The sequence below is a fragment of the Hungatella effluvii genome (assembly GCF_003201875.1).
Taxonomy (GTDB): domain Bacteria; phylum Bacillota; class Clostridia; order Lachnospirales; family Lachnospiraceae; genus Hungatella; species Hungatella effluvii.
Map to the genome: position 1 here is coordinate 407,289 of NZ_QJKD01000003.1, position 15,426 is coordinate 422,714.

The following is a 15,426-nucleotide window of genomic DNA, read 5'->3' on the forward strand; positions in this document are numbered from 1 at the left end:
TGGCCACCATTAGGCTAAATCGTCAATATACTTTTTGAGATCTTCTGCCTCACATTCTGTAATCTTCTGATTTCCTGTTAATGATGATAGGAATTTTTTTAAGGAACCATCAAACATTTCACTTAAAACTTCTTTAGCCAGTTCCTGTTCATATTCTTTTCTGCTCAAAGCATACATATATTTTTTGTCGTGTTTGACAAGAAGGCCTTTATCGGTCATACGTGTTAAAAAGGTGTTTACAGTCTGGCGTTTGCTAGGTCGGCCATTTTCGTTAAAATATATCCAAAATTCTGCTGCGGATGTCCATTCCCCATTATCCCAAAGATAATTTAAAATTTCTGTTTCTATTTCTGTGAGTTCAAGTTTCATTTTTAATATCCCCTCAAATAATATTACAATTGCTTTTCTACTTCGTATATTACTACGTGAATGTAGTAATGTCAATACGGAGCACTGTAAAGTAATAAGTATTATAATAAAGATTATTGAGGCACAAGGAACCATAATGCAGGCAGTTTCATCGCCTGATTATGGTTCCTTGTATTAAATGAATTTACAATGTTCTTATTTTTTAAATTTGTTTTTTATTATAAATATAATTATAGATAATAAAGTAACAAATGTAAGAATTACTAATAAAATCATAATATTAATATTAGGCATAGAACTTCCCTTCCTAAACTACATTTTAATTCACTATTACCATGTAGTTGTAACGACGCCAGAATGGCTTACGGTAACTTTTAGCGTCATAGTGCCATTAAAAAGTGATACTCCATATGCGTCAAGAAGTGAACATTTTGCACTACCTGTAACGCGCGCAGGCGAAGATGCAGAAGAGGTTGCTCTTCCTATAGTAACAGAAGAACTCTTTATATTAACAACAAATGCATATACTAATAAATCTCCTGCATTTGAGATAGTCCAACCACCATTAGAGCTTTTTGATAAATCAAAAGTAAATGACATACCAAAAGCGCCGTAACTCATATATGATTCCCAAAAACCCTCCACAGCATCTTTTGTTTCACTTCCGCGGGTCTGAGGTTTGGGGGTGTATTTGTTAATAACCTCAACAGTTTGGCCATTACTGTCTGTAAAAGTCTTTTTCTCCGTGAAAGGTTTTGTAAGGTCATATGAATTCAAATCATATGTAATACCTTCGGGGATTGCCGGGGTTGCCGGGGTTGCAGCCAAAGCATTTGAGCATGTCCCGAGCAACATTAAACCAGTAAGAATTAAGCTAACCATTTTTTTAAATTTTTTCATAATAAATTACCTCTTTCCAATACCTTTTTAGGTATCTATATTATTACTCTATCTATGTGTAATAGGTATTTAATTTAATCTTTTATTATTTCACTTCATTATTCAATGGAATCACCTACCTTAATGTATATTATTTGGCTGGAATCACAGATTCGGCGTTATTACTACGCATTGTAGTAATTGCATTGTAACATATTGTCAAAATGATGTCAATATATACATTTCTTAAGTTTCTGCAATCTCAGCCCTTTTTGAAACGGGCACGCCTGCCTGTTCTGTGGCCTCTTACCTTCGCAAAGAGAAGAAATGGACCCCGAAGGATTCCGTTTAGGAAGATTTATTCATTCTGAACTTATATTTTGCGGAAACTCAAGAATACGATTACAACGTAGGAACCACAAACAGAGAAAGAAGCATTTTTTCACACGTCACAAACAGGACTCTGATTATTTTCATGAGATACCTGTTCGAATCGAGCGGTATCTGGTATAATTAAAACGGCCGCAGGCGGATTAAATATACGCCCCCCTGCCGCCGGTTACTGAATTACTTACAGGATCATGGAGGAATATCATGAGTTACGCAGATACTTTATTCATACAGAATTGCAGAGAAATTTTATCAAACGGCGTATGGGATACGGACAGCGAGGTGCGTCCGGTCTGGGAGGATGGCGCTCCCGCCCATACCATAAAGAAATTCGGCATCATCAACCGTTACGATCTGTCAAAGGAGTTTCCCATCCTGACGCTCCGCCGGACCGCGTTTAAATCCGCAATCGGTGAGCTGCTTTGGATCTGGCAGAAAAAATCCAGCAACATTCACGACTTAAGCAGCCACATCTGGGACTCCTGGGCCGATGAGAACGGAAGCATCGGAAAGGCATACGGCTACCAGCTGGGAATTAAGCATAAATACAAAGAGGGCGAGTTCGATCAGGTGGACCGGGTTCTCTATGATCTGAAGCACAACCCACTAAGCCGCAGGATCATTACCAGCCTGTATAATCATCAGGATCTTCACGAGATGAATCTCTATCCCTGCGCCTACAGCATGACATTCAACGTATCCGGGAATGTGCTGAACGGGATTTTAAACCAACGCTCCCAGGACATGCTGACCGCAAACAACTGGAATGTCACTCAGTACGCGGTTCTGCTTCACATGTTCGCCCAGGTCAGCGGCTTAGAGGCCGGAGAACTGGTCCATGTCATCGCGGACGCCCATATTTACGACAGACATGTGCCGATTGTTAAGGAAATAATTGAAAAAGTGCCCTATGAGGCACCGACGTTCCTTATGAACCGGGAGGTTCAGGATTTCTATCAGTTTACGAAAGAGCATTTCCGGCTGGAGGATTATCAATACCATACGTTTACGGATAAGATTCCGGTTGCCATCTAGAATCGCAGAAAAAGAATACCAGAAAGAACAATTCAGAAAGAAGATCAGTATTTCGGTGTCTGTACAGAAAAAAACGACAGGCATCGGAATACTGATCTTCTGTTTTTAAATATACTGGGTCATATTTTCATATTTTCTGTAAGTAATCTCTTCATTCCCTGCCCTTAACCTTCCCTTCTCTCTATCATAAGCAGGCTTCCTCTCTTTGCATGCCAGCAGAAATTCTTCCAGACTTCCATAATCTTTCCGGCTTACGCAGATACAGACGTAAGCAGTATCCCTGCTTTTTCCCCTGTATTCGCATTGAAACATCAGGTCATCATAAGCCGCAAACGGGTCGCTGCACCAAAGTGCCACGTATCCGCCGCCGGCGCTGCCGGCCAGCCACGTCTCTTCTATTTATTTCATATGAAAATCTGGAGGACGGCCAATATACATGGGTAAATGGAATCTGCTATCCGTTTTTGTGATCTTAAGGTAGTACATATCAGCCGAAAATCCGCACTCACCGGCGATATTCAGGAATTCCGGTCTTTCTTTTTTATGGTATGGCTGTTCTGTTCTGCCGCAGCTGCCCTGCTGGCCTTCGGCCTGTCCCATTTCCTGACAAGGGATATTAAAACGCTGGGAGATATTATTGCTCAAATCAACTGCCGTTCCTACCAGACAAAGATCGTATTTCCCCGCTCTGATGAGATCAGCCTGCTGGGAAAACAATTGAACCAGATGTATGATACGATTCAGCTCCAGTTACTGCAGATTAAAGAAGAGGAACAGAAAAAAGCCAGGGCGGAGATTCAGATGATGTCGGAACAGATCAATCCGCACTTTCTGTATAATACACTGGAATGTATTCATTTTCAAATATTAAACGGACACTCCGATACGGCGGGAAGTATGCTGGAAAGCCTGGGACGCTATCTGCGGATCACGTTAAGTGTGGGGCAAACCTTCATTTCTGTCGAAAAGGAGGCAGAACACGTTACCTCTTACATGGAGATCATGAACCGTCATTCCAGGGAGGGCGTTCATTTCGCCTGTCATATCGATACGCATCTGAAAAACTGCAAAATTATGAAGGTACTTCTTCAGCCGCTTGCTGAGAACTGCTTAAAGCACGGCTTTGGAAACATGAATCTGGAGACATGGCCTGTTGCGCCGCAGATCACAATATCCATCACCTTAGATCAGACTCACACCCACATAGTTATCGAGGTGTCCGACAACGGGAAAGGGATTGATATCCCCAGGGCCACAGCCTGTCTGACCGAGGAACAGCCGGAAGGCAGAGAGCATTTTGGTCTGAACAATATTTATCGCAGACTCATGGCGTGCTACGGCACAGAAGCCAATATATCCTTTGTCAGTATTCCCTATTTGAAGAACAGCGTCATCGTTACCATTCCGTATGACAGGAATGAATTTTCAAACACACCTTAATGCACAAAAATCCCCCCTGGTCTGTCGAGACCAGGGGGGATATAGAAGTCTGTTCCTAATTCTAAGATCGTGTGAAATGCTGTAAATATTTTCTAAGTGTCTCTCTCACCGCACCGGCTCCGGCGATTTCCTCCAGGAACATCGCTTCTGTCAGGCTGCCAATCCCGGCGTCATACAAATTAACACCAAAAATATTCTCATTGGAAAGAATCGGCTTCAGCTGCCCTGCATACGTCTCCGGCTTTCCCGCCTCAACGCCCTGCAGCCATCCTTTCAGTTCCGGAATCATCGGATCAGCCGAGAGCTCAAACGGGTTCAGCTCATCATCTACAGCCAACAGATAGCGGCACCATCCGGCAATCGCCAGCGGAATAAAGGTCAGCTTCTTCGCGTCGCCGTACCGTTCCACATACGATTTGATCGTCTCGCCGTACCGGATTCCCACCTTCTGGGAGGTGTCACTTGCGATTCTCTGCGGCGCGTCCGGGATAAATGGATTCGGAAGCCTGTCATAGATGACTTCGTTCACAAAATCCTCCGGGGAAAGAATCTTCGGATCGGTCACCACCGGCATACCTTCTGTCAAACCAATTTTCTCCACCAGCGCCCTGAGCTCGGGATCCTTCATCTCCTCCGCGATCGAGGTGTAACCGAGAATACAGCCGTATACAGCCAGCGCCGTGTGCAGCGGATTTAAGCAGGTGGTTACCTTCATGCGCTCCACCCTGTTTACTGTATCCCTGTCTGTCATATAGACTCCCGCTTTTTCAAGCGCCGGCCTTCCTGCCGGGAACTTATCCTCAATCACCAGATACTGCGGCCCCTCCGCATTGACAAACGGTGCGATATACGTCCTCTTAGACGTGATCACCGGCTGCATGGCGGCGACTCCGTCAGTCTCCAGCTGCTCCGCCAGGGAAACGCTTGGTCTTGGCGTAATCTTATCGATCATGGACCAGGGGAACGCGATCTTTTCTTCGTTCTTTAAATATTCCAGGAAACCATCGTCTGCAAAGCCTTTTTTCTTCCATTCCTCCGCCATGGTGAGAATGGAATTTTGAAGCTTCTCTCCGTTATGGGAGCAGTTGTCCATACTGACAACGGCCAGCGGCGCGGCGCCCTGTCTGTACCGTTCCAGTAAAAGGGCGCAGACGACAGCCATGGCGCCGGCCGGATGCTCCGGTCCATTGTCGATATCGCTCTGAACGAATGGGAAATACGTCCCATCCGCCCCCTTCAGTGCATAGCCCTTTTCCGTGATGGTGAAGGATACCATCTGAAGAGATGGGCTTATAAAGATGGTGCGCAGGCGTTCCCATTCCTGTGCATCAGCGGAATCGGCCTTCACGCCTTCCGCGATCGAGGCGATCACCTTCTTCTCCGTGCTCCCGTCCGCCTTTAAGGTAATTAAAAGGGCCAGATCGTCGAACGGCTCATAGATCTTGTCCATGATGTCAAAATCAAAGGTTTCCGCCGCGATGATCCCCGTGTCGGCAAGACCTTCCTCCAGAAGCGCATCCTGAAGACCCGCGATGAAGCCGCGGAAGATATTACCCGCGCCGAAATGCACCCAGCCCGGCGCCTCCTTTGTCTTTTTCACCATTGCCGCCCGGTCATAGGAAGGAATCTCAATGCCCGCCTTCTTCCATGCCTGTCTTTCCTGTAATCCTGTATGTGTTAAATTCATCTTTACACCTCTCTCATTTATTCCCGCAATGCAGTGCTGACCAGAAAATCCTCGGCAAAGCCGTCGTTCTTCCGTTTTACCTCCGCCTCGCCGCTGGTAAACAGCTCCGCGTATTTCTCCACCAGGAACCGCTCCTCGTTCACCATTTTATTCAAATGAAGGGCCAGCTGCCGGTGCATCCGTTCTTCGTCACGCTCCAGGACGGCCTCCATCAGCTCTTTGTGCTGCTGCACCACTCCGTCGCTGATTCCGGTCTCCGTAAGGGAAAGCAGCCGGATACGGCGGTAATCGCCTGAGTTCGCATGGATGATGTGAGCGCAGGTATCCCGGTTTACTGCCTTGTAAAATACGGAGTGAAACACGATATCCTCCTCCAGAAATCCGCGGCAGTCCCTGTCCTTCACGATTTTTTCCTGCCGGTCCAGAGACGCCTTTAAGGCCGCAGCAGCCTCCGAAGCCCGGTCATGGTCATTCAAAGCCATGAATTCCAGCATGACCTCTTCTTCCACACAGCTTCTCAGAAAGCGTTCATTGTCGGCCCTCTGGAAATCGATCTTCGATACCATCGTTCCCTTCTGCGGCAGAAATGTGATGAGGCCCTCCTTAGAAAGCCGGATCAGCGCTTCCCTGACCGGGGTTCGCCCCGTCCCGTACGCATCACAGACGTCTTTTATGCTGAAAACCAGGCCGGGTCTCAGCTTCAAATCCAGGATATCCGTTCTGAGCACGTCATATATGAGGTCTTCCCGGCTACCCATTCTTTCTGATCGCTTCCCATAAGCCCTGTAAATACATCGCGCCCAATGCACGGTCGTACAGGCCGTAGCCAGGCATCGCATCCTCGCCCCAGATGGCACGGCCGTGATCCGGACGTATACAGCCGTCAAAGCCGGTGTCGTAAAGCGTCTTCATGATTTTATACATATCCATGGAGCCGTCGGAAGACAGATGCGCGGCCTCCTCGAAGTCCCGGTCGGAATTGTATTTTAAGTTCCTGACATGGGCAAAGGCTATTCTTCCCTTTGCGGCCTCGATGATGCCCGGAATATCATTGTTCTGATTGGAGCCCAGGGATCCGGTGCAGAGCGTCAGACCGTTGTACGGCTTATCGACTGCCTTTAAGAATTTTTCAATGTGGGCCTTATCCGTAATGATTCTCGGAAGTCCAAATATCGGCCACGCCGGATCGTCCGGATGGATTCCCATGCGGATGTCGTATTTCTCGCAGACCGGCCCGATAGCTTCCAGGAAATAAACGAGATTGGAGAACAGCTTCTCCTCATCGACATCCCGGTACATCGCAAATAAATCTGCCAGCCTGCCCATACGCTCTGGTTCCCATCCCGGCATGACATAACCGGCTGACATGGCTTCGATGGATTCCCTCATATGCTCCGGATCAATCTTGTCGATGATATCCTGATTGTAAGCGAGAACCGTGGAGCCGTCCGCCCTCTTTCTGGCCAGTTCGGAACGGGTCCAGTCAAACACAGGCATAAAGTTATAACACACCATATGAATGTCTTCCTCGCCCAGGCGTTCCAGCGTCGTGATGTAGTTGTCAATGTAGCGGTCTCTGTCCTTTGCCCCTGTCTTAATGTCGTCATGAACGTTGACCGATTCGATTCCAAGAATGGAAAGCCCCGCATCCTCCACGGTCTTCTTTAAGCTTCTGATCTCTTCCCTATCCCAGACCTCTCCCGGCTGTGTTCCGTAGAGTGTCGTGATGACGCCTCTCACGCCCGGGATCTGACGGATCTGTTCCAGAGTTACGGTGTCATAGCCTGGTCCATACCAGCGAAGTGACATATTCATATGATTTTCCTCCTGATGATAAATAAGATTGGTTTACAGCTTCCACTATACTGATATATTAGTACTAATATATCAGTTTGTACAGAGGATTTTTAACGGAATTCCACCTGTTTTTTTATGAAATATGTCTAATTAGCTTTCGCCAATTGCCCACCGGATATGTATAGAAGCTTGTTTTTCAAGAATTTTATACGTTTTACTGCAAAAGTCGCTCAATGCGGGAGCCGGGCTGCTTATCTCTCACAGCATTTACCGCCTGCAGCTTCCGGCTGCTCCTCCCAGATTCCCGCCGTCTATCAGACGCCTACTGTTTATCCGCAATCTTCGACATCACCATACCTGTGATCCCCATGAAAGCCAGTGCCGGCAGACAGCTGATCACCATCACTAAAAATCCAAACAGCCCCTTAAAATGGCTGATAAAAAGCAGACTCTCCGGCAGTGTTACCTTATCATAGATCCACTGGATCAGTTCCGGCGCCTTTAGTAACGAAATATCCATCAGTCCAATCTCCGCCATCAAAAATGCGGCCGATATCAAAAGAAAAGAGATAACCGCTGCCTTCTCTCCCTTACTTTCATCCTGTTTTACAGCTTCTGTGCTCATGTTTTGTCCTCCTGTCGCAGTCTTTTCTGTTACTGAACTGCATTATAAAGCCGGACTGTGTCTGGTTTGTGAAAATTTTATTATAAAACTGTGTTCTGGTTTTCGTACTTCCTGATATAAGCGCCGGCATTATCATTTCACTATGCGCATTTTTCACAAAATTTCTAAAAAATGAATTTTCTTCTTACATCCGCATTGTCCCATCGGTTATAATGATTCACAGCGGAAAAATCTTACCATTTCCGTTTTATCCATGCGTGTTTAATCAGAATAGATGTAAATCCAGCAATAACTGCGTGTAATCTATAAGCGGGAATCTTCCGCTTTGATTGCGCGCAGTTTTTATTCATAAGGAGTGATTATCTATGACAGAGACAAAACAAGATGCAAATGCCTATCTTGCATCAGAACCCATCGGCAGGCTGCTGCTGAAATTTTCAGTTCCCTGCGTACTTTCCATGCTGGTCAGCGCCCTCTATAACATCGTGGACCAGATTTTTATCGGGCAGAGCGTCGGTTACCTCGGAAATGCGGCAACTAATGTCGTCTATCCGTTCACCGTGGCTGCTCTGGCTCTGGCCCTGCTGGTTGGGGATGGAAGCGCAGCCAAATTAAGCCTCTCCCTCGGAAGCGGCGACAAGGAAACCAGCCACAAATGCATCGGCAATGGAATTCTGGCCACTGTAATCATCGGCCTCCTGCTGACCGTGACCGGCTTTCTGTTTATGGATCAGATTCTCCGCCTGTTTGGAGTGACGGAGGCCAGCTATCCCTATGCCAGAGAATACATGGAGGTCATTCTGCTCGGAATCCCTTTCTATATTATCGCCTCCGGCATGAATGCGGCGATCCGGGCCGACGGCTCCCCCGCTTATTCCATGTTCTCCACCGTAATCGGTGCGGTGCTGAACCTGATTCTTGACCCTGTCGCCATCTTCGTATTTCACATGGGTGTGCGGGGCGCAGCCATCGCTACCGTCATCGGTCAGGTGGTTTCCTGCTTCGTCACCATCCTCTATTTCCGGAAACCGAAATCCTTTCGCTTCTCGAAGGCCAGTTTTCTTCCGGATGGCCGGCTGCTGAGGCAGATCGGCCAGTTGGGCATCTCCAGCTTTATCACGCAGATTGCCATTGTCATCGTCATGAGTGTGTCCAACAACATGATCGGGCTCAAGGGGCCCCAGTCCATTTACGGGGCCGATATTCCCCTTTCCGTTGTAGGGATCGTTATGAAGGTCTTTGGCATCGTCATCGCATTTTCCGTGGGCATCGCGGTCAGCGGCCAGCCTATCGCCGGATATAATTACGGGGCCGGTAATTTTAAACGGGTCTTTGATACGTATCGCCATATCATCGCAGCCAACGCGGTGATCGGCATCATTGCCACACTGCTCTTCGAATTCTGTCCGCAGGTCATTGTCAGCCTGTTCGGCAGCGAGAGCGGTCTGTATAATGAATACGCAAATATGTGCTTCCGTATTTTCCTGGGAGGCATCCTGTTCTGCTGCGTACAGAAGGCCAGCAGTATTTTCCTGCAGTCGATCGGAAAACCGGTGAAGGCGACTGTCCTTTCCCTGTCCAGAGACGTCGTCTTCCTGGTTCCGGGCGTCATCCTGCTCTCGATGGCCTTCGGCGTCACGGGCATGCTGTGGGCGGCCCCCATTGCCGATGTGCTTTCTCTGATTCTTACAATTATTCTTGTCTCACACGAATATAAATGTTTAAAGCGAATGGAGGTCAGAACACATGAATAATCGAATCATCACCATAAGCCGGGAATTCGGCAGCGGCGGACGTACCATAGGAAAAATGGCGGCTGAGAAACTGGGAATCCCCTACTACGACAAGGATCTGGTCAAGAAAGTGGCCGTGGAGACGGGCTTTGATGAATCCTATATCGAGAAACAGGGCGAGGATGCTCCCTCGAAAAGCATCTTCGGATACGCCTTTGCCGCCAGAGGAATGAATGGAGCCATGAACGGGATGTCGGCCGACGATTTCCTTTGGGTAATCCAGAGAAATGTCATTCTGGACCTGGCGGAAAAAGGCCCCTGCGTCATCGTTGGAAGGTGTGCAGACTATATTTTAAAGGAACGGACGGACTGCCTCAATGTCTTCGTTCACGCCGCAGCTGAAACACGGGCCGAACGCATTGTCCGCCTTTACGGGGAAACGGAAAAAAGTCCTGCAAAACGCCTGGAGGAAAAAGATAAGAAGAGGGAAGTCTATTACAAATACTACACCGGGCAGGTATGGGGCATGGCAAAAAATTACGCCATCTCCCTGGACAGTGGAAAGCTGGGCCTAGACCAGTGTGTGGAGCTCATTACCGGGCTCACGAATCTCCGCCCGGAGGACGTAAAAAGGTAATACACCGGAGCGCTTCAACCGGCACAGAACAGAAAAAGCCGCTGTATCAGTATTTTTATCTGCTGATACAGCGGCTTCTTCTTCGGTTAAACTGACCTTCCAAGCACTTCTGCCTGGCTTAAATATTTGCTTTCCTTTATTTCCTCACGGCTTCCGCAGCCGAGCGCCAGGACGCTTCCCGCATTTTCCCAGCGAAGATAGCGGCACATCACATCAAATGTGGCGCTTATTCCTTCCATGGCCCAGTCCTCGCGGTCGGCTCCTGCCGCGAGCAAATAGGCCATTTTGGCTTCCGCCCTCAGTTCGGAATTCATGGCGTAGAAGCGGTCAATCACCTTCTTGATCTGCGAGGTAAAGCCAAAGTAATAGAGCGGCGTCACAAATACAATCGCATCTGCGTCGGAGAGCATCGGGTATGCATCCGCCATATCGTCATTGTGGACGCAGATTCCGTTATTCTTCCTGCAGTAATTACAGCCCAGACAGGATTTAATATCCATATGGGCCGCGTCAATCTCCTGGACAACGTGGCCAGCCGCCCGTGCTCCCTCCTCGAATTTCTTTGCCAGCAGCGATGTGGTGCCTTTTTCATGAGGACTTCCCTTAATGATAAGTACGTTCATGCGATTCCTCCTCCCTCTTTGGTTTGATCACGGAAATTCACGCAATACTTATCTTCATCTTACCGCCGGACAGATGTTAAGTCAATAGATCTTCCATCAGGTCTTCCTGCAGTTCCTCGTCCATCAGCTTCATGTTCCCTTCGGAAAATACCTGGGGATACGGGAAGCTCTTCATACCGAATATCTTTCCGAATTCTATGTATATCTTACCGCCGGACATGGCATAGATCGTTCCCGCTCCAAAACTCGTATGCTCAACCTTTTTATTTATAATCTTCATAAACACATCTCCTTTTTCAGACAGGGCATATTCACCCTACGCTTCCAAATACACCCTGAGATTCCGGATGTCCTGTTTTGCACGAAGCCGCCTCAAGGCCCTGGCTTCGATCTGGCGTATCCGCTCACGCGTCACATGGTACTCCTTCCCCACTTCCTCCAGCGTCCAGATCCGCCCATCCACAAAACCAAAACGCAGCTTTAAAATTTCCTGCTCCCGCTTGCTTAAATGGCCCAGGGCTTTCTCCACCTGGTCGTGAATAATGCCTGCCTCCACCTGCTCATACTGTTCCGGTACAGACTTGTCCGACAGAAAATCGATGACCTGGCCATCCCCCTCCTCTCCCACGGGCGCATCCAAAGAGATGGTATCCCCATAAAGCTGAAGGATATTTTCCACCTTCTTCTCCGGGATTTCCAGCATATCGGCAAGCTCACACGGCTCCGGATTCCTGCCGTTTTCCGATAAGAACTGTCTGGAGGCCTTCGTTAAGCGCCCCATCAGTTCCTTCGTATGGACGGGAAGACGGATGGTGCGCGCCTGGTCGGCGATCGCTCTGGTAATGGACTGACGAATCCACCACATGGCATAGGTGCTGAACTTATAGCCCCTGTGGCAGTCGAATTTCTCCACCGCCTTCACCAGGCCAATGTTCCCTTCCTGAATCAGGTCCAGGAAGGACATACCGCTGCCCTTCACATATCGCCTGGCAACGCTGACCACCAGGCGGAGATTGGCGCGCACCATACGGTCTCTCGCATCGTCATCACCCTGCTCTACCTTCAGGGCGAGTTCCGTCTCCTCCTCCGGACTCAGAAGCCGCACGCCTCCTATTTCTTTTAAATAGATATGGACGGAGTCCTCATAGAGATATTCGTCCTCCTCGCTAAACGCAGGCAGTTCCGATTCTTCCGTGAGTATTTCCCTGAGTTCTGCTGTATATTCTACTGTGCATTCTTCCAGGTGTTCTTTGTGTTTCTCCGCATTTACTGCTTCATCATTTTCAGGACTATCCAACATTCGGCCGCCTCCTCTCTTCTCTGCTACAGTCGTACCCGGTCTTTAAGCGGATTCCATTTCCCTTACTCTCCGGCCGATCAGCTCTTCCACCTGATCTTTTTCCACTCCAAGAGCCGCTGCAAATTCGCCGTATAAGAAATCTTCCGCCAGTTTGAGATATAAGTCGTCGCGCGCCGTATTCTTCCGTCCCTCGGCCAAACGTTTCTGCTTCTTTAAATACAGGGTCTTGATAATCTGCATCCAGCCCATACAGTCATTCTGCTTCATGATTTCCTTATATTTTTCCTCACGCCGTTTTTCATCCAGGACCCAAACAGTTTCTACCTGCGGAATCCTGTCAATCAGTTCCAGCGCGTCTTCCCTTGTAATCGCTCTGCGCAGGGAGCTTTTTTCGTTATCCACCGGCGTATAAATGGTATTTTTCTGTGCATAGAGCGGTTCCAGCGTGTAATAAAGCCGTCCCCGTTCCGCAATGCTGAGATCCAGAGGACCGATCGCTTTTATCACACAGATTCCATGATTTCCAAATACAACATGATCATTTACCGAAAACATAGTTTCCCTCCTGAAATTAAAATAGATGCTTTGGAATCTCATTTATTCCAAAGCATCAACGTTTGTTACTGCAGGTATCCGTCCGTACTGTAGGAGTTATACTGCTTCCTGATCTTCACCACCAGGGAGCCGTCCGCTTCCTTTGTCTTCTCTTCAATGACATATTTGACACTGCTCTTTTCCAGCTTTTTGCAAAAGATGATAAAATCCTGCTCCGGATCAGCCTCCTTCGTCGTATCAAATCTCATGGTCTGCAGTAAACATGCGCTTACAATTCGTCTCATGTTAAAACCTCCCTTTCCTATAGGTTTATTTTAACATCTTGGAAAATAAATTGTCAGCGTTTTTTTACCGTCAGGGAAAAGTTTGTTAAAAATTATCCATTCACAATTGCCTGTATATTGTGCATATTTACTATAGTTTTACGGTGTCTGGCCAGCTTCCCGGCCATGCATCCGCCGACCGTGTCCCCTGCCTCTGCAGCCTCGTTCACGCTCCGGGCCTTCCCAGCCGTCCAACAGCTTATCCAGCAGTTCCGCCAGCGTCTTCTTCTCCTCACCGCTCAAACAGGAAAAAAGTCCGGACGTCACATCTCCTCGTTCCTCTTCCATTCTGGAGGCAGCCTCCGTTCCCGCTTCCGTCAGTTTTACCTCCATCTGCCTCCGGTCATTCTCACTCTGGCTCCTCTCAATGAATCCGTCGGCTTCCACTTTATTTAAAATCTCGCTCAGTGATCCTGACCGCACCTCCAGGATATCCTGAAGCTCCCGCTGGGTAATGGTTCCACTCTCTAAAAGCACAGATAAGATTCTGGCCTGCCCCACTTTCTGCCCCATATTATAATGAAGAAAATGGCCGCAGGCGCGCAGCTGGCCCTGAAGCTTTTCTTCTATTACAAAACCGTGACGGCGCTCTCCCATTTCACAGTTTCTTCCATGGGCTTCCATGGATCTGCCCCTTCTGTGTTCCCCCAGTTTTCTCCTGCCGCCATGATTCTGCCGCCCCTCACCCTGGTGGTGGTTATGCTCACTCTCGTTTTGATTGCTTCGCTCGCTTCTGCCATTTTCTTCATTGCGGAAGTACGCCCTCCCTTTTCCGCACTGCAGCGCTCCGGCCTCACAGTGATTTGGACAGCATGGGCATGTTGTTTTATTTTCATCCATATAGAAATCCTCCTGTTTTGTTTGTTTATTAGTTCGTTACGTTTCAATTTATTAAGTATGTTTCAATTAGCTAGGTACCTTGTAATATCATCTTACACCTTCTCTGATCATTTGTCAAGGTACCTTGTAAATTATTTTTTTAGAATACATTTATTTAAATAAATCTTCTTTGCCGCAAAAAAATACCGCCAATCACATACATGCAATTGACGATAACCATCATCTGACTTTCATACAATCATTGTAATCTGCTGTTCCTGCGCTTATGAGCTGTAATAATCGTATAGCTGAACGCATTGACTGTTATGATACAGGCTTCATTCTCCGCATACCAGTTCTTTCCCTTTCTGGTTATACCAGTGTTTACGTTTTCAATCACCGCTCTGCACCACGCCACCACATCATCCGTATCCAATGTCAGATTCTTCTTAATCCGCACCACCCCCAAATCTGTGGTATGCAGTTTATCTATGTTCACAAGCAGTTCATTTCTATTATCACAATCCATCTTCCCTCTTTCATCCCTCCTCTTCCTCCAGAAGCGTATAATCCCGTTCAAATAATTCCTCACAGACCTCCAGCTTCAGCCGGTTCCACTCCAGCTTCTCCAACAGCTTTTCCCTCACAAACCGTTTGCTCTTCTGCCTGTAATGAGGCAAATGATTCTGTTCGATAATGTTCTGGAGCTCCGCCCGCCACAGAATGGCAAGCTGCAATTCCCGCTTCATTTTAGGATTCTGCAGCGCGGGACGCATTTCCTCAATCACGATCTCTCTGCCGTTCACAGACACGACCAGCACTCCCCAATAGGCCGGAATATGCTCTTCTACGTGTTTCGCGTGCGATCTGCCGATCACGACGTAATTCTCGTCACAGTATTTGTCGTAGTCACGGATCTGCCTCTTCAGACGCTCGTACGTATCCGCATCACTCTTAATCTCCAGCCCCGTGATTCTGCCCTCCGTCACCATCAAGACGTCAGCCCTCGATTTTCCGATGATTTTCTCCTCAAACATCCTTGCTTTCCCGAACCGCTCTTCCAGGTAGTCAAACAGGGGCTCCCTGATATCGCAGTCGTACAGCAGCGCATCCATTCTTTCCATATCCCATAACCTCGTCGTTTTGTCCTACAGAAATTATAGGTTCTGGCTCTTTCCCTGTCAAGAACAGTCGGCTTCTCCCCTCTTCTTCCT

Annotated in this window: 19 protein-coding genes; 4 read left to right on the plus strand and 15 right to left on the minus strand. The window is 47.8% G+C overall.

What is annotated here, in order from left to right:
- Positions 1 to 9: 9 nt before the first annotated feature.
- Positions 10 to 369, minus strand: a complete 360-nt coding sequence (locus tag DFR60_RS07735; protein WP_167437545.1) for a BlaI/MecI/CopY family transcriptional regulator — start codon at positions 367 to 369, stop codon at positions 10 to 12.
- A gap of 330 nt (positions 370 to 699) precedes the next feature.
- Positions 700 to 1,269 carry a hypothetical protein gene (locus DFR60_RS07740; RefSeq protein WP_110322377.1) on the minus strand — a complete coding sequence of 190 codons (570 nt, stop codon included), beginning with the start codon at positions 1,267 to 1,269 and terminating at the stop codon, positions 700 to 702.
- A 573-nt stretch (positions 1,270 to 1,842) separates the two neighbouring features.
- On the opposite strand from DFR60_RS07740, the gene thyA reads away from it, so the two are divergent.
- Positions 1,843 to 2,673, plus strand: coding sequence for a thymidylate synthase (thyA, locus tag DFR60_RS07745; protein WP_110322378.1), 831 nt, complete (start codon positions 1,843 to 1,845; stop codon positions 2,671 to 2,673).
- A 105-nt stretch (positions 2,674 to 2,778) separates the two neighbouring features.
- Here thyA and DFR60_RS07750 read toward each other — a convergent pair whose 3' ends face one another.
- Positions 2,779 to 3,030: a hypothetical protein gene (locus DFR60_RS07750; RefSeq protein ID WP_110322379.1), complete on the minus strand. Its 252-nt coding sequence runs from the start codon at positions 3,028 to 3,030 to the stop codon at positions 2,779 to 2,781.
- Between the two features lie 87 nt (positions 3,031 to 3,117).
- On the opposite strand from DFR60_RS07750, the gene DFR60_RS07755 reads away from it, so the two are divergent.
- A complete protein-coding gene (locus tag DFR60_RS07755; RefSeq protein ID WP_110322380.1) occupies positions 3,118 to 4,113 on the plus strand; it encodes a sensor histidine kinase in 996 nt (331 codons plus the stop codon).
- Between the two features lie 61 nt (positions 4,114 to 4,174).
- On the opposite strand, the gene DFR60_RS07760 is transcribed toward DFR60_RS07755, so the two are convergent.
- The 4 genes from DFR60_RS07760 to DFR60_RS07775 form a co-directional block, all read right to left on the minus strand.
- On the minus strand, positions 4,175 to 5,800 hold the full coding sequence (locus DFR60_RS07760) for a mannitol dehydrogenase family protein (RefSeq protein ID WP_110322381.1): 1,626 nt from the start codon (positions 5,798 to 5,800) through the stop codon (positions 4,175 to 4,177).
- A gap of 17 nt (positions 5,801 to 5,817) precedes the next feature.
- Entirely contained in the window at positions 5,818 to 6,558 is a 741-nt protein-coding gene (locus DFR60_RS07765; protein WP_110322382.1) for a GntR family transcriptional regulator, read from the minus strand.
- Positions 6,551 to 7,615: a mannonate dehydratase gene (gene uxuA / locus DFR60_RS07770; RefSeq protein WP_110322383.1), complete on the minus strand. Its 1,065-nt coding sequence runs from the start codon at positions 7,613 to 7,615 to the stop codon at positions 6,551 to 6,553. Before uxuA ends, DFR60_RS07765 begins: the two co-directional genes overlap by 8 nt.
- A 304-nt stretch (positions 7,616 to 7,919) precedes the next feature.
- Positions 7,920 to 8,222 carry a hypothetical protein gene (locus DFR60_RS07775; protein WP_110322384.1) on the minus strand — a complete coding sequence of 101 codons (303 nt, stop codon included), beginning with the start codon at positions 8,220 to 8,222 and terminating at the stop codon, positions 7,920 to 7,922.
- A gap of 365 nt (positions 8,223 to 8,587) precedes the next feature.
- Here DFR60_RS07775 and DFR60_RS07780 point away from each other — a divergent pair, with 365 nt between their 5' ends.
- Positions 8,588 to 9,976, plus strand: coding sequence for an MATE family efflux transporter (locus DFR60_RS07780; RefSeq protein ID WP_110322385.1), 1,389 nt, complete (start codon positions 8,588 to 8,590; stop codon positions 9,974 to 9,976).
- The gene (locus tag DFR60_RS07785) at positions 9,969 to 10,592 is read left to right on the plus strand and encodes a cytidylate kinase-like family protein (protein ID WP_110322386.1); all 624 of its coding nucleotides are present in this window, start codon (positions 9,969 to 9,971) and stop codon (positions 10,590 to 10,592) included. Before DFR60_RS07780 ends, DFR60_RS07785 begins: the two co-directional genes overlap by 8 nt.
- A gap of 86 nt (positions 10,593 to 10,678) precedes the next feature.
- Here the strand turns inward: DFR60_RS07785 and DFR60_RS07790 are convergent, their stop codons facing one another.
- From DFR60_RS07790 to DFR60_RS07825, 8 genes are all read right to left on the minus strand, one after another.
- Complete coding sequence (locus DFR60_RS07790; protein ID WP_110322387.1) at positions 10,679 to 11,215, minus strand: flavodoxin family protein; 537 nt, start codon at positions 11,213 to 11,215, stop codon at positions 10,679 to 10,681.
- A gap of 76 nt (positions 11,216 to 11,291) precedes the next feature.
- Positions 11,292 to 11,495: a hypothetical protein gene (locus DFR60_RS07795; RefSeq protein WP_110322388.1), complete on the minus strand. Its 204-nt coding sequence runs from the start codon at positions 11,493 to 11,495 to the stop codon at positions 11,292 to 11,294.
- Between the two features lie 36 nt (positions 11,496 to 11,531).
- Positions 11,532 to 12,515 (minus strand): sigma-70 family RNA polymerase sigma factor, encoded by a 984-nt coding sequence (locus tag DFR60_RS07800; protein ID WP_243005002.1) that lies wholly within the window; start codon positions 12,513 to 12,515, stop codon positions 11,532 to 11,534.
- 42 nt (positions 12,516 to 12,557) lie between these two features.
- The gene (locus DFR60_RS07805; RefSeq protein ID WP_002602812.1) at positions 12,558 to 13,070 is read right to left on the minus strand and encodes a CarD family transcriptional regulator; all 513 of its coding nucleotides are present in this window, start codon (positions 13,068 to 13,070) and stop codon (positions 12,558 to 12,560) included.
- A 65-nt stretch (positions 13,071 to 13,135) separates the two neighbouring features.
- A complete protein-coding gene (locus DFR60_RS07810; protein ID WP_110322389.1) occupies positions 13,136 to 13,354 on the minus strand; it encodes a protein pyrBI in 219 nt (72 codons plus the stop codon).
- A gap of 138 nt (positions 13,355 to 13,492) precedes the next feature.
- The gene (locus DFR60_RS07815; protein ID WP_110322390.1) at positions 13,493 to 14,233 is read right to left on the minus strand and encodes a MarR family winged helix-turn-helix transcriptional regulator; all 741 of its coding nucleotides are present in this window, start codon (positions 14,231 to 14,233) and stop codon (positions 13,493 to 13,495) included.
- Positions 14,234 to 14,471: 238 nt separating this feature from the next.
- A complete protein-coding gene (locus DFR60_RS07820; protein WP_110322391.1) occupies positions 14,472 to 14,741 on the minus strand; it encodes a DUF3781 domain-containing protein in 270 nt (89 codons plus the stop codon).
- A gap of 10 nt (positions 14,742 to 14,751) precedes the next feature.
- Positions 14,752 to 15,336: a sce7726 family protein gene (locus DFR60_RS07825; RefSeq protein ID WP_110322392.1), complete on the minus strand. Its 585-nt coding sequence runs from the start codon at positions 15,334 to 15,336 to the stop codon at positions 14,752 to 14,754.
- Between the last annotated feature and the right edge of the window lie 90 nt (positions 15,337 to 15,426).